The 19,507-nt window shown below is 45.0% G+C and carries 13 protein-coding genes; 10 read left to right on the top strand and 3 right to left on the bottom strand.

Going from position 1 to position 19,507, the window contains the following annotated elements; all coding sequences use genetic code 11:
* Positions 1-100: 100 nt before the first annotated feature.
* The 5 genes from VTAP4600_RS13500 (at position 101) to VTAP4600_RS13520 (ending at position 5,688) form a co-directional block, all read left to right on the top strand.
* Positions 101-1,909 carry a protein-disulfide reductase DsbD gene (locus VTAP4600_RS13500; protein ID WP_102523268.1) on the top strand — a complete coding sequence of 603 codons (1,809 nt, stop codon included), beginning with the start codon at positions 101-103 and terminating at the stop codon, positions 1,907-1,909.
* 224 nt (positions 1,910-2,133) lie between these two features.
* Complete coding sequence (locus VTAP4600_RS13505) at positions 2,134-2,769, top strand: response regulator (protein ID WP_102523269.1); 636 nt, start codon at positions 2,134-2,136, stop codon at positions 2,767-2,769.
* A 119-nt stretch (positions 2,770-2,888) separates the two neighbouring features.
* Positions 2,889-3,512, top strand: a complete 624-nt coding sequence (locus tag VTAP4600_RS13510) for a MarC family protein (RefSeq protein ID WP_102523270.1) — start codon at positions 2,889-2,891, stop codon at positions 3,510-3,512.
* Positions 3,513-3,705: 193 nt separating this feature from the next.
* On the top strand, positions 3,706-3,972 hold the full coding sequence (locus VTAP4600_RS13515; protein ID WP_102523271.1) for a DUF4212 domain-containing protein: 267 nt from the start codon (positions 3,706-3,708) through the stop codon (positions 3,970-3,972).
* Positions 3,973-3,984: 12 nt separating this feature from the next.
* Positions 3,985-5,688, top strand: a complete 1,704-nt coding sequence (locus tag VTAP4600_RS13520; RefSeq protein WP_102523272.1) for a sodium:solute symporter family protein — start codon at positions 3,985-3,987, stop codon at positions 5,686-5,688.
* A 102-nt stretch (positions 5,689-5,790) separates the two neighbouring features.
* Here VTAP4600_RS13520 and ltrA read toward each other — a convergent pair whose 3' ends face one another.
* Positions 5,791-7,074 carry a group II intron reverse transcriptase/maturase gene (gene ltrA, locus VTAP4600_RS13525; RefSeq protein ID WP_102523165.1) on the bottom strand — a complete coding sequence of 428 codons (1,284 nt, stop codon included), beginning with the start codon at positions 7,072-7,074 and terminating at the stop codon, positions 5,791-5,793.
* Between the two features lie 839 nt (positions 7,075-7,913).
* Between ltrA and VTAP4600_RS13530 the strand changes: the two genes are divergently transcribed.
* Both VTAP4600_RS13530 and VTAP4600_RS13535 read left to right on the top strand, forming a co-directional pair.
* The gene (locus tag VTAP4600_RS13530) at positions 7,914-8,297 is read left to right on the top strand and encodes a hypothetical protein (protein ID WP_102523273.1); all 384 of its coding nucleotides are present in this window, start codon (positions 7,914-7,916) and stop codon (positions 8,295-8,297) included.
* Positions 8,298-8,309: 12 nt separating this feature from the next.
* Positions 8,310-9,695 carry a class II fumarate hydratase gene (locus VTAP4600_RS13535; RefSeq protein WP_102523274.1) on the top strand — a complete coding sequence of 462 codons (1,386 nt, stop codon included), beginning with the start codon at positions 8,310-8,312 and terminating at the stop codon, positions 9,693-9,695.
* Positions 9,696-9,750: 55 nt separating this feature from the next.
* On the opposite strand, the gene VTAP4600_RS13540 is transcribed toward VTAP4600_RS13535, so the two are convergent.
* A complete protein-coding gene (locus VTAP4600_RS13540) occupies positions 9,751-13,182 on the bottom strand; it encodes a PAS domain-containing hybrid sensor histidine kinase/response regulator (protein WP_102523275.1) in 3,432 nt (1,143 codons plus the stop codon).
* Between the two features lie 127 nt (positions 13,183-13,309).
* Positions 13,310-14,482 carry a 3-phenylpropionate MFS transporter gene (locus VTAP4600_RS13545; RefSeq protein WP_102523276.1) on the bottom strand — a complete coding sequence of 391 codons (1,173 nt, stop codon included), beginning with the start codon at positions 14,480-14,482 and terminating at the stop codon, positions 13,310-13,312.
* A 199-nt stretch (positions 14,483-14,681) separates the two neighbouring features.
* On the opposite strand from VTAP4600_RS13545, the gene VTAP4600_RS13550 reads away from it, so the two are divergent.
* From VTAP4600_RS13550 to acs, 3 genes are all read left to right on the top strand, one after another.
* Positions 14,682-16,508, top strand: coding sequence for a DUF294 nucleotidyltransferase-like domain-containing protein (locus VTAP4600_RS13550; protein WP_102523277.1), 1,827 nt, complete (start codon positions 14,682-14,684; stop codon positions 16,506-16,508).
* A 41-nt stretch (positions 16,509-16,549) separates the two neighbouring features.
* Entirely contained in the window at positions 16,550-17,182 is a 633-nt protein-coding gene (locus tag VTAP4600_RS13555) for a 3'-5' exonuclease (RefSeq protein WP_102523278.1), read from the top strand.
* A gap of 217 nt (positions 17,183-17,399) precedes the next feature.
* Positions 17,400-19,349 carry an acetate--CoA ligase gene (gene acs, locus VTAP4600_RS13560; protein WP_102523279.1) on the top strand — a complete coding sequence of 650 codons (1,950 nt, stop codon included), beginning with the start codon at positions 17,400-17,402 and terminating at the stop codon, positions 19,347-19,349.
* Positions 19,350-19,507: the final 158 nt, after the last annotated feature.

The raw sequence follows: 19,507 nt of genomic DNA on the forward strand, positions 1-19,507 counted from the left end.
CCCTTTTTCGTTTTTCTGATATGTCGGTTGAAACTTATTGAGCAATTATTAGGTCTGATTGAGTTACACTAGCCTCAACTTAATCTGCGAAGCAATTGATATGCGCTCAATATTTTCGGTACTGATCATAGCCATGATCACGTGGTCTTCCCCTTCTTGGGCTTTATTTGGTAACAATGACCAACCAAGCTTCACACCAGACAGCAATCAGTTTGTAACGGTTTCTGAAGCCTTTCCTTTTAACTTCATCCAGCACTCAGACAAGGTTGAACTAGATTGGCAAGTCAAAGAAGGCTATTACCTTTATCAAGATAAAATCAGCATTAGTGCGTCTGGTGCAACCATTGACAGCATTGAAATGCGGGATGGCAAACCTTACCAAGATGAGTTCTTTGGCAAGGTTCAGATCTACACGACCCCACTTTTGGCAACGGTTTCACTTAGCGATGTAGCCGAAAATGGTGAACTGACCGTCCGATATCAAGGCTGCGCAAAAGCCGGATTTTGTTACCCACCAGAAATCATTAAGGTTCCACTTTCTTTAATCGGTAACGGTGAATCATTAAGTACTGAAAAACAACAAGTAGCCAAACCTGCGCAACAGGGTAAGCAGTCATCAACGCAGCTAAATGATGACAACAACAAACAAAGTCGCCCTCTTCAAACAGACACCTTTACCGATAAACTGGCCAATAATTGGTGGACGCCACTGTTGTTCTTTGGTCTGGGTATTGGTTTAGCTTTCACGCCATGTGTTCTCCCTATGTACCCTATTTTAACCAGTATTGTACTCGGCAGTGGCAAGCTCAATCATCGTAGAGCGCTGACGTTATCTTTTATTTATGTGCAAGGTATGGCGCTCACTTACACCTTACTGGGCTTAGTCGTGGCCTCTGCCGGTTTGCAGTTTCAGGCCGCCATGCAACACCCATATGTCTTAGTCGGATTAAGTGTTTTATTCGTGGTACTGGCGCTGTCAATGTTTGGCGTATACACCTTACAGCTACCAAGCACTCTGCAAACCAAGCTCAACCAGCTAAGTAACCAACAACAGGGTGGCAATAATGCGGGTGTGTTCGCTATGGGTGCAATTTCTGGATTGGTTTGCTCTCCATGCACAACGGCTCCCTTATCTGGTGCTTTGCTTTACGTTGCACAAAGTGGCGACATGCTCACAGGTGGGGTTGCTTTATATGCTCTCGCGATAGGGATGGGTGTCCCGCTCATTGCGGTTGCTGTTTTCGGGAATAAGCTCCTTCCTAAAGCTGGTGGCTGGATGGACAAAGTTAAAATTGTGTTCGGATTTATTCTGCTTGCCGCGCCAATTTTCTTATTAGAGCGCATTTTGCCCGAGTTGTGGTCTCAAATGTTATGGTCAGCCCTTGGCCTAGTGGCTTTTGGTTGGCTATACCATGCCAAAAACCCCTTACCCTTTGGTGGTTGGAAACAAAGCGTCATCGGCATCGTTGCGGTACTTGGTCTGGTTGCTTCTTCATTACCGATTCTCAATCACTGGATAGCGCCGCCCAAAGCTTCACACCAAGTCGCTCAACCACAATTTATCCGAGTGAATAACATTGCGGAGCTTGAAGCTGAACTGCTACGAGCTAAGCAAGTAGGTAAACCGGTTATGCTCGACTTTTATGCCGACTGGTGTGTCGCCTGCAAGGAGTTTGAAAAATACACCTTTCATGACGAAAAGGTTTCTCTAAAACTGGCCGACTTTATTTTACTTCAAGCCGATGTCACCAAAAATCAAAGCCAAGACATACAATTGCTGAAAGAGCTCAAGGTACTTGGCTTACCGACGATCGATTTTTGGGACGCCAATGGAAATTACATGGCGGAAAAAAGGCTAACCGGATTTATGAAAGCAGAGCCGTTTCTAGAACACATAAATACGTTCTAGTTCCTCCTTCAAGAAAGAGACCGAATGGCGGTCTCTTTCTTGTCTTATTAATGAATATCCAACCTATAAAAATGCATGGCTATCGCGCGCCTCATTTCATCGAATACACTCTACCCATTCACATTTTAGAAAGAAAAATCAACCAATAGCCCCATAGTAGTTGTTGCTTATGCTGGCGAATGTTTATACTCAATTTAACTAATATTTAAAGAGTGTATAACGTCATGGATTCGACCTACACCATCATCATTGCCGACGATCATCCGCTTTTTCGCAATGCTTTATTTCAGTCTGTGCACATGGCGATCAGTGGTGCAAACTTGTTGGAAGCCGATTCACTCGATGCATTACTTTCACTCCTTAAAAAAGATCAGGAACCCGATCTATTGCTTCTCGATCTTAAAATGCCTGGCGCAAATGGGCTATCGGGCTTAATTCACTTGCGAGCAGAATACCCCGACTTACCTATTGTTGTGGTGTCAGCCAGTGAAGATGCCAGTGTGGTAACGCAAGTTAAAAGCCATGGTGCATTTGGCTTTATCCCGAAATCTAGCGACATGCGAGAGCTCGTCGCCGCACTTAATCAAGTACTTGGAGGAGAACCCTTCTTCCCTGAAGGCATGATCACCAACAATCAAGCATGCAACGATTTATCACAAAAAATAGCAGCCCTGACACCTCAGCAATACCGCGTGCTTGGCATGCTTTCCGATGGCTTGCTGAACAAGCAAATTGCTTATGAACTGCATGTCTCTGAAGCGACGATCAAAGCCCATATGACTGCCATATTTCGTAAACTTGACGTTAAAAATCGCACTCAAGCCGTCATATTGTTGCAGCAACTAGAACCTGAGCAATAAGCGCTTACATTGCTCTTACACACGATACTCAGTTAAGTGGTAAACTCACCGATTACTTAACTGACGTATTTAATGTTAGTTAATTATCCCTCTGTTAATTCAAACTCTGGGAGGCCCTTGTGCTCAGTATTATCATTACCCAATTTATCGTCCTATGGGCAGTTATTGACCCGATTGGATCCGTTCCAGTTTATCTTTCTCAAACCCACCACCTCACACAAAAACAGCGCCGATTAGTGGCATTAAAAGCCATTGCTATCTCTGCTGGTGTATTACTATTTTTCTTAGTCGCCGGACAACTTGTGTTAGAAGCAATGCAGATCCCGTTACCAGCCTTCCAAGCCGCTGGCGGTTTAGTTTTGCTACTTTTTGCCCTGTCTATGATTTTTGGGGAAAGCAAACCTGAACAAGAACAGAAAATGGCAGAAGAGATAACTCGATCCGATTTAGCCAATCTCGCGGTTTATCCATTGGCGATTCCATCCATTGCCTCACCCGGTGCCATGATGGCAATTGTCATGCTAACCGACAACAATCGCTACGCCTTAGTCGAACAGTCCATCACCGCCGCTGTAATGCTTGGTGTTCTGCTCATAACGCTATTACTGCTATTGGGCGCAACGCATATACAAAAAGTCATCGGAAATGTAGGGGCAGCGATCATCAGTAGAGTGATGGGGCTAATACTTGCGGCTGTCGCGGTCAACAATTTACTGCTAGGGATCAAAGATTTCTACATGTAATCTTAGACCTTTGGCTAAGTTAACATTAAATTAACATCACACTTCACAGACCTAACCCCTCTAAACGCCCATTTTACGGGCGTTTTTTGTTTTTGACGCCCCGACTAAAGTTGAAAAGATCTCTAGACACAAGCCTGATAGTGTTAATCATGTAACATCTGATTAACACGACCTATAGCGAAAGGAGAATGCAATGGCGTTCGAATCAACGGAACATGCACAGGCGTACTGGAAAGAAAATCTAGGGATCATGGGCTCACTATTAGCAGTCTGGTTCATCGTCTCGTACGGGGCAGGCATTTTATTTGTCGACGCACTGAATACGATTCAGTTTGGTGGTTTCAAACTGGGATTCTGGTTTGCACAGCAAGGCTCGATATACACCTTCGTTGCCCTGATCTTTATTTACGTTGCTCGCATGAATGCGCTCGACAAAAAATACAACGTACAGGAAGATTAAGAGGCTAAAGAAATGGATATTCAAACTTGGACGTTTATTCTCGTCGGTATTACATTTGCACTGTATATCGGCATCGCAATCTGGGCTCGTGCTGGATCAACCAGTGAATTCTATGTTGCAGGCGGTGGTGTTCACCCTGTCGCCAATGGCATGGCAACCGCTGCTGACTGGATGTCGGCGGCTTCTTTCATCTCCATGGCCGGTATCATCTCATTCGTTGGTTACGACGGTGCGGTATACCTAATGGGTTGGACGGGCGGTTATGTACTGCTTGCTCTTTGTTTAGCACCTTACTTACGTAAATTTGGCCAATTCACCGTGCCAGATTTTATCGGTGAGCGTTACTACTCCCGAACAGCACGTATGGTTGCGGTATTCTGTGCGATCTTCGTCTCGTTCACATACGTTGCCGGCCAAATGCGTGGTGTTGGTGTTGTATTCTCTCGCTTCCTAGAAGTCGACATTAACCTCGGCATCATCATTGGTATGGGTATTGTGTTCTTCTACGCAGTGCTTGGTGGCATGAAAGGCATCACTTATACGCAGGTAGCTCAATTCTGTGTTCTCATTTTCGCTTTCCTTGTACCAGCAATCTTTACCTCTATCATGATGACAGGTAACCCACTTCCACAAGTTGGCATGGGTTCAACCCTAACGGGCACCGATGTCTATCTACTGGATAAACTTGATGGTTTAACCGAAGAACTTGGATTCACCGCCTATACCGAAGGTAACAAGAGCATGGTGGATGTCTTCTTCATCTGTGCCGCTCTTATGGTTGGTACTGCGGGTCTGCCACACGTAATTATTCGTTTCTTCACGGTACCACGTGTACGTGATGCTCGTATCTCAGCGGGTTGGGCACTGCTGTTCATCTCTTTGCTATACACAACAGCACCTGGTGTTGCAGCGTTTGCTCGAGTGAATATGATTGAAACCATCAACGGACCAGACATGAAAGGTGTGTCTGCTGAAAACGCACCAAGCTGGTACCAGAACTGGGAAAGCACCGGTCTTGTTGGCTGGGAAGATAAAAACGGCGATGGCAAGATGTTCTACTCTGGCGATGAACGCAATGAGATGAAAATCAACCGTGACATCATCGTACTGGCATCACCTGAGCTTGCGAAACTTCCTAACTGGGTAGTTGCTCTATTGGCAGCCGGTGGCTTAGCTGCTGCACTATCAACAGCGGCAGGTCTTCTATTGGTAATCTCAACCTCTATTTCTCATGACTTACTGAAGAAAGGCTTCAGACCGAACATGACAGATAAACAAGAACTGCTAGCCGCACGTTTGGCTGCGATGGTTGCGATTGTTGGTGCGGGTTACTTAGGTATCAACCCTCCAGGCTTTGTAGCACAAGTGGTGGCGTTTGCCTTCGGCTTAGCCGCAGCATCCTTCTTCCCCGCTATCATCCTCGGTATCTTCTATAAGAAGATGAACAAGGAAGGTGCAATTGCCGGTATGTTGAGTGGTATTGCCTTCACAGCAAGTTACATCATCTACTTCAAGTTCATTAACCCAGCAGCAAGCTCACCTGAAAACTGGTGGTTTGGTATCAGCCCAGAAGGCATTGGTACACTAGGTATGTGTTTGAACTTTGTAGTATCGATTGTTGTGAACAAATTTACTGCTGAAGTACCAGAAGACGTACAAGAGATGGTTGAGTCTATTCGTTACCCTAAAGGTTCGGGCGAAGCTCACGACCATTAATAGTGCGGATTAGTTGTAGGGATTAACCCTCACATCGAGTAGGGTGAGGCGTCTCCGCCTCATCCCTCTCACAGAACCGTACGTACGGACCTCGTATACGGCTCATGCACATTTCCATTCAGCATAATGGCTGAACACATATCCTGTCCTAACGTGTTCAAGATTCACTAATCCAAGGTCGTTAAACCATTGATTTGGCATCGAGTAACTGGCTAATGGACTCGCAGCATTTCTCCAACTATCCATACAGATATACCTGAATGACCCTTCGTAACCTAGCTGTCTTAGCCTGCGGTGGAGTCGGGTCGGTTTTTTCCATAATCGTAATTGGACGCTGCGAAGTCTTCGCCTTAACCACGCGGCCAGTTTCTTAAACTCCCTGTTGGCATTCGCTATTCGAAAGTACTGGCTGAACCCTCTCAGAAGTGGATTCAGTTGTTTAATGACTTCTAACAATGGCTTACCGCCATTGCGTCTTGTCACTCGCTTCAACTTTCCTTTGAACGTCGACATTTTCTTTGGCTGAATACGGCTATAATGGCTACCGATTTCTATTCCAAGGAATTTCACACCTTCGCCGCTGTGCGCTATGTGTGATTTGGTTTCGTTCACCGTTAACTTGAGCTGTTTTTCCAGGACCTTCGTTGCCTGTACTTGCGCATTTTCTGCACCTTTACGGCTGCGACAGAAGATCAGTATGTCGTCGGCATAACGGACTATTCGATGTCCTCGCTTTCGCATCTCTTGATCAAACGCATCCAGATAGATGTTCGCTATCAGTGGGCTTATTACTCCACCTTGCGGACTACCTATCTCGGTATGCTGCCACTCTCCATCAACCATTACGCCACTTTTCAGGAACTGTTTGATGAGCTCCAGTACGCTACTGTCTGTGACTCGTTTCTTAATGCTTTTTAGAATAAGCTCATGATCGAGCTTATCGAAGCACTTCGATAAGTCCATATCTACGACGTGTTGCATTCCGTATCGACGGATGAACATCGTCGCTTTGTTTATAGCATCGTGACAACTTCGATTCGGTCTATACCCAAAGCTGGATGGGTGAAACTGCTCTTCGAAGATTGGGGTTAATAGATCATTTAGAGCTTGTTGGACAACTCTATCCCGTACTGTTGGGATCCCAAGTAATCGCACCCCACCATCATCTTTCGGTATTTCTACCCGTCTGACGGGTTGAGGGGTGTATCGCTTGGTTTTGAGTTCCAGAAGAAGTTGATCTAGGTTATCACTCAGATTTTGGGCGTAGTCGCTTAGGCTCTGCCTATCTATTCCGGCCGCGCCTTTCGCTTCCCACACTTTTTTAAATCCTTTATAGAGTCGCTCTTTGTGGAGCAAGTGACCATATAAACTGTAGTAAACTCTCAACTTTTTCCTTTAGATTGTGTGCCGTGTGGGGACAAATGCTCTCTCACAGTGTTGGTGTATTTCACTCCACTCTCTAGCCTTCTAGCTCAATGGCAATTTACTAGAGTGAGTCAGAGTTACTCCCTTGTACGGTTTCTCGCTTCAGTGCTTTGCTTTCACAAAGACCGAGACGGAATACCTCGATAGCTAATCAACTTGTATACCACTGAAAAAAAAACATCTGCTCATCACAGACTTAAAATGTACTTCATCCCTTCGCAACACCAGATTGCTTTTGGCAAAATGTTGTCCCATCAGACGTGTTACTGATGGTCAGCTCAGTTTTATCCTCCACACCATTACTGGGCTTCACCGGCCGAGCTTTACTCACTACTACGGATTCATCTGCCACCTCGCACCAACATAGATCTTGGCTCTCGCCTTGAGTTTATGCTTCCGACGTTTGCTCGGATGTGGTGTCAGGCTTCCCCAGTTACTGCACTGGCTCCCTGTTAACAATGCCACCCTCAAGCACAATCTAGGTCTGATTGAGTATCGGGCTTCACGCTATTTTGCACGCTTACCCACCTAAATTGCCGAATCAGGTTCACTTTCGTTGTGTACTGTTAACTTCCTATCGCTTCCTTCAAACCCTGCCGTTGGCCAGCAACGCCCTTGCGATTCGGATTATCTTCCCCTCAATCAGGGTGATTTAGGCTTCTTTCAGCCTAATGGGTTTGCCAGCTTCGCTGGGCAAACAAAAAAGCCGATGCGATAAGCATCGGCTTTTCTTTTTTTAGAGGTTGTTTTTTACTCACCAAACGATAATAATTATCATTACAATGCGTAAAAGGTGATTTATGGAAGAACAACAAACTCTCTATTCAATGTTTTATAAAGCACAGGATCGATTTTTAGCTCTTTCCCTTTCTGTAGGTTCGGAACCCGATGTCATTCAAGAATACATCCATTGCGGACTTACACTAGCTTCATATTTTGAACATCAAGCAAAAAATGAAAATCTTCTTCTATGCGAATTGCACTTGCGCCAAGTTTTCTTTCATTTGATTAACGCTATTGAAACGCCTAACCGCAGTCTAATTTTTAGGCAAATATGCTTAAACTCAATTCACTCACCTCTATTTCATTTAAAGCGCCATTATTACCAACAGGTTGATGGTCCAGAGAAATTTCTTAACGTGCAACAAGCACTACAACTCGTCCAAGCACCATTTGGCGATTAAATAGGAAGCAACATGAAACAAAAATTCAGACTAGAAAAAGACAGTATGGGTGATGTCCATGTACCTAAAAATGCCCTCTACCAAGCCCAGACACAGCGGGCCATCGACAATTTTTCATTTAGCTCGCACACAATGCCAATAAGCTTTATTAAAGCACTGGCTTACATTAAACAAGCCGCAGCAAGCACCAATGCAGAGCTCGGATTATTAGAAGGTGATATTGCTGAAGCCATTTTTGATGCCAGCCAAGAAATTATTGATGGCAATCACTTAGAACACTTTCCAATTGATGTATTTCAAACAGGTTCTGGTACCAGTTCCAACATGAACATCAATGAAGTAATTGCAACTCTTGCTTCCGTTCAACTCGGAGGTGAAGTCAACCCCAATGATCATGTCAATATGGGACAAAGTAGTAATGACGTTGTGCCAACCGCCATTCAACTCAGTGTGGTTATGACCGCTGAATCATCATTACTACCAGCCTTAGATCATTTATCTCAGGTATTAGAGGAAAAAAAATCGTCACTCTCTGACGTAGTCAAAACGGGCCGTACTCATCTAATGGATGCCATGCCTATCACATTCTCGCAAGAACTGGGTGGGTGGCAGTACCAAATTGAGCACGCAAAACGCGGAATTGAACATAGCCTTCATTCTGTACGAGCGCTCGCCCAAGGCGGAACCGCGGTCGGAACTGGAATCAACGCAGATCCTCGCTTCGCTAACAAATTTGCAGATAATTTGTCACAAGTAACGAAACTTCGTTTATCAGCCAGTGACAACTTCTTTTTTAACCTAAGTAGTCAAGATTCAATCGTCGCTCTTTCGGGTCAACTAAAAACCGCCGCAGTAGCCATAATGAAAATCTCAAACGATCTTCGTTGGATGAACTCAGGGCCACTCGCGGGGCTTGGTGAGATCGAACTGCAGCCCTTGCAGCCAGGATCATCTATTATGCCTGGCAAAGTAAACCCGGTGATCCCCGAAGCGGCAGCAATGGCTGCAGCACAAGTAATTGGCAATGACATGACCATTACTATCGCTGGTCAATCAGGCAACTTCCAGCTAAACGTAATGCTACCTGTCATTGCTCACAATATATTAGAAAGTATTGAGTTGCTTTCTAATAGCTCAACCGCACTGGCGGATAAAGCAATAGCAACCTTCAAGGTAAAACAAGATAACTTAAATTTGGCGTTATCAAAGAACCCCATCTTAGTTACCGCACTGAACCCTGTGATTGGCTATTTAAAAGCGGCAGAAATTGCTAAGAAAGCTTATAAAGAAGGCAGGCCTGTTCTCGATGTTGCAATAGAAGAAACCACCCTATCTAGAGAAGAATTATCTCACCTTCTTGACCCAACGAAGCTAACTCTAGGAGGCATTGCTGACTAAATAATGGCCTCCTAGAGGCCATTGTTACCATTCAAAAAAACCGATAATGAGTTGGCTAAAGCGCCCTATTTAAGATTGCCCTAAGCTTAAGCGGCTTAACGGGCTTCGCGATAAAACTAAAGCCGTTGGTTCTAATCGTTTCCAGTAAGTCATCGGTTCTATCTGCACTAATGATGACCCCTGCGAAACTGTCTCCCAACCTCAAGCGGCACTGTTGAAGTACTTCCAAACCAGTACGGTCATGATCTAAGCGATAATCCGAGAATATCACTTCAGGAGACCAGTCTTCTTCCAGCGCTTTTAAACTACCAATAAGGTCTTCTGCAACTTTCACCTCGCAGCCCCAACGCTCCAATAAGGTTCTCATGCCAGTCAAAATTTCTGGTTCATTATCCACACAAAGCACTCGAATTCCGGCGACATCACTGACTACTGGCGTGAGCGGCGCTTTTAATTTCACTTCAGCAATATCTGCACGGTTTAACGCAACCGAGAACACGGTTCCTTCACCAAGCCAAGAGCGTAATGAGATAGAGTGATCTAACACTCTTGCGATGCCCTTTGCGATCGCCAACCCCAAACCCAGACCTTGATCGGCTCGACCAGCATCCACCCGAGTAAACTCTTCAAAAATCATGGCTTGTTTTTCTTTCGCAATCCCGACCCCGTTATCCCACACTTCGATTCTGATTTGCTTACCCACTCTACGCGCACCCAGTAATACCTTTCCCTTTGGGTTATAGCGAAATGCGTTAGTCAAAAAGTTTTGTAGCACCCGGCGCAATAATCTTGGATCGGATCGCACCAACAAATTTGAAGGCACCATAGTAAAGAGAATGCCCTGCTCTTTCGCTAGTGCGCTGAATTCAGCATTTAGGTTATCCAATACATCGTTAAGTGAAAACGCATGAACGTTAGATTCAAGCTTGCCTGATTCCAAACGGGAAATATCCAATAAATCGCCAATCAAGTCTTCTGCGGCTTCCAACGCACTTTCAATATGATGGGACAAACGCTGAGTTTCTCCATCTTTGGCCGTTTCAGTTAGAGAAGATGCAAAAAGCCGAGCAGCATTAAGTGGCTGCATTAAATCGTGACTTACTGCTGCTAAGAAACGACTTTTTGAATGCGATTCTGACTCTGCGCTTTGAGTCGCCACGACTAATCGCTTATTCAAACGTTCCAATTCATGAGTACGAGTTCGCACCCGTGATTCTAGATTTTCGTTTGCTTCTTTCAGAGCTTTTTCCGTTTCATGGAAAACCGTGATATCGGTGAAGCTCATAACAAAGCCTCCGCCCGGCATTGGGTTACCCTGCACTTCAATAAAGCGACCATCAGGCCGAATTCGAGATGACGTATGCTTCGTGCCACGTTCTAAGTGATCGACCCGCCGTTGTACCAGCGCCTCCGGATCACCCGGACCACACAAACCGAGTTCTGCGTTATGACGGATTACATCAGCAATAGGCCTTCCGACTTGAATTAAACCGGCTGGAAACTCAAATAACTCTAAATAACGCTGGTTCCATGCCACCAGCCGAAGCTGCTTATCCACTACCGTGATACCTTGGCTAATGTGCTCAATCGAGCCTTGCAGCAATCCACGACTAAAGTCATACAATTCAGATGCTTCATCTACAATGGTAGCCACATCTTCCAGCTGCATGTTTCGGCCTTGAAGTGCGGAAGTAAGCACTAACCTCGCCGACGAAGCACCAAAAACCCCAGCTAACACCCTTTCGGTGTGGCGGATCAGCGCTGAAGACGCCTGCTGGTTAGGCATAAGCTGACCACCGTGGTGATGCCAAAATTGACTGAACGCACTGCGAACTCGAGTACGCCCAACAAATCGAGACGCCAGCATCTCCAATTCAGCAACCGTTACACGGCTTTGGTACAGACTTACATTTTCACTTTCTGGCAGTGGTGCGCCAACAAATGCGGCCGACTGTAAGCGCTCACTTAGGCTCGCCCTTGTCACCAATGAAACCCCGATGTAACACAAAGAATTGGCAACAAGGCTGAGTACCATCCCCCAATCTGAGTTCGCCAAATTGAGTTCAGATAACCACTTCGGGGGTTCAATCAACCAAAGTAAAACGTTGGTACCACTGCTACCAGCAAGCATCGATGTTTGACTCATTAAGGTAATTAACCAAATAGTAAAGCCGACTAATAGCCCAACATACACTCCTTTTCGATTACCAATACGCCAATACATACCCCCGATCAATGCAGGGGCAAATTGCGCAATAGCAGCAAAAGACAGTAAACCAATAACCGAAAGTGAGCTGATGCTGCCTAGGATCTGATAAAACCCCCACGCCCCACCCAACAAAATCAAGATCAGAGTGCGACGAATATTAAGCAATAACCCTGAAAAGTGATGATGGGTTCGTTCGTTCAAGCGCATTCGACGTAACAATAACGGCAAAACCAAGTCGTTAGACACCATAATAGCCAGTGCAATCGTTGAGACAATCACCATGCCAGAAGCCGCAGATGTCCCCCCTAAGAATGCCAACAACGCAACGCTGTCTGCCCCCATAGAAAGCGGTAAGCTAATGACAAAAGAATCGGCACTCGCTCCGGACAGTAAGCCTTGGCCCGCCCAGGCTATGGGTAAAACAAACAGCCCCATTAACACCAAATACGCAGGAAACAACCAGCGAGCGGTATGCAAATCTTGGGGTTTTTCATTCTCCACCACCATCGTATGAAATTGACGAGGCAAACAAATGATCGCCGCCATCGTCAAAATAGTATGAATGAGCAATGTGGGAATGTTGGGGGATTGGTAGGTCTGTTTTGCAACATCAATTAAATTAATGTCTTCAGAATTCAAGGCGATGTACGTAATAAAGCACCCTACAACAAGGAAAGCAAACAGCTTAACAATAGACTCAAATGCGACAGCCATCATCATACCGCGGTGATGCTCAGTGTTGTCGATGTGACGAGTACCAAAAAGCATGGTGAATACAGCAAGAGCGACAACGACGAACCAAGATATACTGCTATCTTGATAACCAAAGTCTGTCATCAAGCTAGGTGCAACAAGCTCCAGTCCCATCGTAATACCGCGCAACTGCAATGCGATATATGGCAATATTCCGGCCACAGCAATCAATGTGATGGTAACCGCTAGCCCTTGAGACTTACCGTATCGGGCAGCAATAAAATCTGCAATTGAGGTAATGTGCTCTCTTTTTGCAATCAAGATTAGTCGAGCTAACAAACGCCAGCCAAGAGTAAAGACTAAAATCGGTGCTACATAGATGGGAATAAATGACCAAGGGTTAGCACTGGCCTGTCCGACGGTGCCATAGAATGTCCACGAGGTACAATAAACAGCAATAGAAAGACTGTAAATCCAAGGTCGCCAACGGGATAACCATTTGGTTTGTCTATCACCATACCAAGCAATTAGAAACAACACGCCTAAATAGGCTAACGATACTGGTACTACAGTCCAACCTTGCATTGATGCCATCCTTGCGTCAATTCCGGGGCCTAACCTGCATAAAAGATGAATCAGATCAGAGCAATAAAAAAAGGCCAGAGATTAACTCTGACCTTTAGTGTACCTGCGACTAATTTTTAAGCTCAATTTATTCAGTCTGAATTTGTGGCTTAGGCACTGATTTCTTTGCATCAACTCGGACAAACAAAGCGAGAACACCCATCGCCGCCATTACCCAGAAAACATCGGCTCCCCAAGTTGAGTAGCCCCATCCACTGAATGCGGTCATCGCAGCGATAAATGCCCCAAGCGGGATCGCATTGTACAATGACTGCAATGCGACCATTTTATTTTCACTCTGGCTTTGAATAAATTGAATAGCAGCAATATGAGCCATCGCAAACGTAACGCCATGCAGCATCTGAACCACGACAAGCGCCCAAATATCAACCGTAGAAGCGGTTAAGCCCCAGCGAGCAATCACACCACAAGATGCAACCACAAAAAGCGCTCGTAAACTCCAACCAGCAAACAATTTAGCACTTAACGCGAACACGCCGATTTCAGCAATCACCCCTAAGCTCCAAAGATAACCAATCACGTCCTCGCCAATACCAGATTCCTTCCAATAAATAGAACTGAAACCGTAATATGCGGCGTGACTACCCTGGATTAGTGAAACCAACACCAAGAAACGTACAATAGGCATCTCTTTTAGTAGACTCATTAGCTTTGGCCTAACGACATCTTTCGGTTGTTCTGATACCGGCATTAAGTTTGGATTGCGCATCACCAATACCATGGATAGCACCACACCAAATAACGCGGTATATAAAATCATGTCAGTACCGTATTGAGCCACCAAAAAACCGACAACGGTAGAGCCTGCAACAAAAGCAATGGATCCCCATAATCGAGTTCGCCCATAATCAAGCAACTTTAACTTACTATAATAGTTCGCCATTGCGTCAGACAACGGCACTATGGGCCCACAACAGAGGTTAAACAGAATAGTCGCCACCGCCAATAGCCAAAAATTAGCTCCAGTAAAGAAGTGCACCCCGACAGCGAAGACACACGCAACACTTAACCAACGAAGAGCCGGAATTAGTTGTTCAACTCGATGAAGACGTGGGGTAATAACCAAGTTGGCAAAGCAGCGAGTGGCAAAGCCTAAGCCCATTAATAAGCCCACATCCGTTGCTGAAACACCTCGGTCTTCAAACCAAAGCGCCCAAAAAGGCAAATACACGCCGTAGGCAAAAAAGAAACCGGTGAAATATTGAGAAATCCACCCAAACGGTGAAGGTTTAACAAACATAAGAAGTGGCCGCTAATCTAACAAGATAATTTGGCGCTATTATGACCTCAGTTGTGCCATTGAAAAAGAGAAGAAAACGATTTCTTTTTTTTCCCCCTTGAGCGGCTCTATTCAATTGTCTCATTAGACCAAAGTCGTCTGGAGCTTCTGCTAATCAATGTCAAACTAGAGTTAGGGTCACTCACACAAGTCTGCCGCCATGCCAGAAAAATTTAATATGAATGTGCCTCCTTTTGACAAACTGTCGGCACCACAGCAAGACACACTCAGAGGGTCACTTGATGTTGCCTACTATCGAGAGCGAGACATCATTCTGCACCCTGCTCAAGAGAGTCAATATCTACACGTTTTGATTAAAGGCACCGTTGAAGAGCGAGCGGCCGATGATTCCGAAATCTTTGCATACTATGCCCATGACGACCTGTTCGATGTACGCTCATTATTTGACAATCACACCAAACACAAATATTTGGCTCTAGAAGATACCCTAAGTTACTTGCTGCCAAAACGTGTGTTCCTCGACCTTTATCATCAAAATGGCCAGTTTTCCGCCTACTTTGATAGTAACCTCGCCAAACGTCAGCAGCTATTAGAAACCGCGCAACAACAGCAGAATTTAGCTGAATTCATTCTCACAAAAGTAGACGACAGCATTTATCACCCGGCGATTATTTTACACTCTGGCCAACCATTGAATCAGGCAACAAAACTCATGAAAGAAAAAGGCATAGACAGCGCCTTGGTTCAATTAGATGTCAATGACCCACGTCTGAGCTCTGGCAACAGCCCATACCCTTTTGGCATCATCACACGAACCAATATGTTGCATGCTGTTATGCTCGAAGATAAGCCTTTAGATACTCCTGTCGGACATATTGCCACCTATCCTGTTTACTACGTAAAACAAGACGATTTTTTGTTTAATGCCATGATAACCATGACTCGTCAAAAAATGAAAAGAGTCATGGTATGCGACGAAACCAAACCGCTCGGTATGCTCGATATGACCCAAATATTATCGAGCTTTTCTACTCATTCTCATGTTTTATCCTTAGCGATTGCTCGTTCTGAGTCTATTGAAGAGCTAGCAATTTCAGCCAATCGCCAACGGAATTTAGTAGAAAGTCTACTCAACAATGGCATTCGCACACGATTTATTATGGAGCTAATTTCAGCCGTTAATGAGCAGATCATAGAGAAAGCATTTGAGATAATAGTGCCGAGCCCATTGCATGACCAATTATGCTTTGTCGTATTAGGTTCCGAAGGACGCGGTGAGCAAATTCTGAAAACCGATCAAGACAATGCACTGATCGTTAATGACGGTCTTGAGTGGCATCAATGCTCAAAAATAATGGACACCTTAACTCATACCTTATTGCAGCTAGGTTATCCATTGTGTCCAGGTAAAGTCATGGTCAACAACCCTGATTGGGTAAAAAGCCAAACCGAGTGGAAAAAAACCATTTCATCATGGGTCAACAAAGCGCAGCCAGAGCAAGTCATGAAAATTGCGATCATGGCGGATGCCAGCGCCATCGCGGGTAATAAACAACTACTAGCCCCAATTAGCGAACACTTAAGTACATTAATGGCCGATCAAGAACTGATTTTGACCGAGTTCACTCGCCCAGCATTGCGCTTTTCTTCCCCTTTATCTTTATTTGGTAACGTAAAAGCCTCTAAAAAAGGGCTCGATATTAAACAAGGAGGCATATTCCCAATCGTGCATGGTATTCGTGCCCTAAGCCTTGAATACGCACTTACAGAAAAAAACACCTTTGATCGGATAAGAGCACTGCAAAGCAAAAAAGTATTAGAACAACAAACCGCCGATAACCTTAATGAAGCCTTAAAGCTCTTCTTTAAATTACGTTTAAGCCAACAGCTTCATGATGATCATTCAAGCAATCACATCTCGCTAAATAAACTTGACCGCTCAGAGCGAGATATTTTACGCCACAGCTTACACGTCGTGAAAAAATTCAAGCAATGGCTTGGCTATCATTACCAGATCAGAGATTAAGGCGAAAAACATTAACTGAGTCGTAAGATCCAAGGAGGCTTATGAATACACTACGCAGGCTATGGTGGCACTACAAACTGAAAGGGCATCCCTATCAGTGGCTTTTTAATGCCTCTAGCAAAAATGAATTCGTCTCTCTCGACTGCGAAACCACCAGCCTTGACCCTAAGCGAGCAGAGCTTGTGACCATCGCTGCGACCAAAATCGTTGGTAACAAAATAATTACGAGTAAGCCTTTTCATGTCCGCTTGCAAGCGCCTCAGTCTCTCGACTCTAATTCAATTCGCATCCATAGAATTCGTCATCGTGACTTAAAAGATGGTTTGAGCGAAAAACAGGCGTTAATAGAACTTATTGCCTTCATTGGTAATTGCACCATAGTCGGGTATCACATTCGCTACGACAAAGCGATCCTCGATTTAGCCTGTAAAAGACAATTGGGATTCCCCTTGCCTAATCCTTTAGTGGAAGTCAGCCAGATCTACCAGCAAAAATTGGAACGTCACCTACCCAATGCTTATTTCGATCTTAGTCTCGACGCAATATGCAAACACCTCGGCCTCCCGTTGCAAGATAAACACGATGCCTTGCAGGACGCTATATCCGCCGCATTAGTTTACGTACGGCTCACCTATGGAGACCTACCGGCACTGACTTCTGCATCAGTGCGCTAATCCTTACCTAAAGAGCACCAAAATATCCGCTTTACCTCTCCAACTCATCGTCGAATTTTTGCGTCAGATCGAAAAATTGATAATTAAATTCAAACAGCTACCACGCAAATCCAGCATTCTCATCCTAAAGTCTAATTGTAGAAAACTCGGGAGTAGCAGAAAGTGAATACAAACCATTGGAATTAAAAATGGAACAGCCCAATTCAAGGAGAGCACGATGAGTGAAGGAAACGTTTATCCAGTAAAGCAGAATATTAAAGCCACGACTCATGCAGATGAAGATACTTACCTAGCAATGTACCAGCAGTCTGTCTCTGATCCTGAAAAATTTTGGGGCGAACATGGAAAGATCGTAGACTGGATAAAACCTTACACCCAAGTTAAACAGACTTCATTTGATACAGGCCACGTCGATATACGCTGGTTTGAAGACGGAACTCTCAACGTTTCAGCGAACTGTATCGACCGTCACCTAGCTGAACGTGGCGACGAAGTTGCCATCATTTGGGAAGGTGATGACCCAGCAGATGATAAAACGCTCACCTTCAATGAACTTCACCAAGAAGTATGTCGTTTTTCCAACGTTTTAAAAGAACAAGGCGTACACAAAGGTGATGTGGTTTGTCTCTACATGCCTATGGTGCCAGAAGCAGCAGTTGCCATGCTTGCTTGTACTCGCATCGGCGCCGTTCATACGGTGGTATTTGGTGGCTTCTCACCAGAGGCACTGTCTGGCAGAATCATCGACTCCAACGCTAAAGTTGTCGTTACAGCAGATGAAGGCGTCCGTGGTGGCCGCGCTGTGCCACTGAAAAAGAATGTAGATGAAGCTCTAACTAACCCAGAAGTTAAAAATATCAGTAAAGTACTGGTACTTAAACGTACTGGCGGTGATGTTGAATGGCATGAACACCGTGACGTTTGGTGGCACGAGGCGACCGCTAAGGTATCTGACCACTGCCCACCTGAAGAAATGAAAGCTGAAGATCCTCTCTTTATTCTTTACACATCCGGTTCAACTGGCAAGCCAAAAGGTGTGCTGCATACCACCGGTGGTTATTTAGTTTATGCCACCATGACGTTCAAATACGTATTTGATTATCAACAAGGCGAGACATTCTGGTGTACTGCGGATGTAGGCTGGATCACAGGCCACACTTATCTTGTTTACGGCCCACTTGCGAACGGGGCTAAAACCATCCTATTTGAAGGTGTACCTAATTACCCTAAAACCAATCGCATGAGCGAGGTTGTCGACAAACACCAAGTTAATATTCTTTATACGGCACCAACAGCTATCCGTGCATTGATGGCGAAAGGTAAAGAAGCGATCGAAGGCACATCTCGAGACAGCTTACGCATTATGGGCTCAGTAGGTGAACCTATTAACCCAGAAGCTTGGGAGTGGTACTACAAAACCATCGGTGACGAAAAATCACCAATTGTAGATACATGGTGGCAAACTGAAACCGGTGGCATTTTGATTGCACCACTACCAGGCGCTACGGATCTTAAACCAGGCTCAGCGACTCGTCCATTCTTTGGTGTACAACCTGCATTGGTCGACAATATGGGTAACATCATCGAAGGTGCAGCAGACGGCAACTTGGTTATTCTCGATTCTTGGCCGGGGCAAATGCGTACCGTTCACGGTGATCACGAGCGCTTCGAACAAACCTACTTCTCTACCTTTAAAGGCATGTACTTCACCAGTGACGGAGCTCGCCGCGATGAAGATGGCTACTACTGGATCACTGGTCGAGTAGACGACGTTTTAAATGTGTCAGGCCACCGTATGGGCACCGCTGAAATAGAATCGGCACTCGTCGCATTTGATAAAATAGCTGAAGCCGCAATTGTCGGCGTCCCTCATGATATTAAGGGCCAAGCGATATACGCGTACATCACACTCAATGATGGAGAGTTCCCAACCGCAGAACTGCATAAAGAGGTCAAAGATTGGGTCCGAAAAGAAATTGGACCAATTGCCACTCCAGACGTGCTGCACTGGACCGACTCTCTACCTAAAACACGTTCAGGAAAAATTATGCGTCGAATTTTGCGAAAAATCGCAACTGGAGACACAAGCAACCTAGGCGACACATCTACTCTGGCAGACCCTAGTGTGGTTGAGAAACTGATCGAAGAAAATCACAGCCTAGCATAATCAACAGGCCTCAAGAAAAGCCAAGCAGTTGCTTGGCTTTTTTCTCTAATCTCCTTAAAAGCACCATTGATATAGAAAATTATTTCAAATACCCCGCCCCACTAGATAGTTTTTCTACCATTCACTCATTTAGACTAATAAATAACAATTTATTCCTG

Source organism: Vibrio tapetis subsp. tapetis (assembly GCF_900233005.1).
GTDB classification, from domain to species: Bacteria; Pseudomonadota; Gammaproteobacteria; order Enterobacterales; family Vibrionaceae; genus Vibrio; species Vibrio tapetis.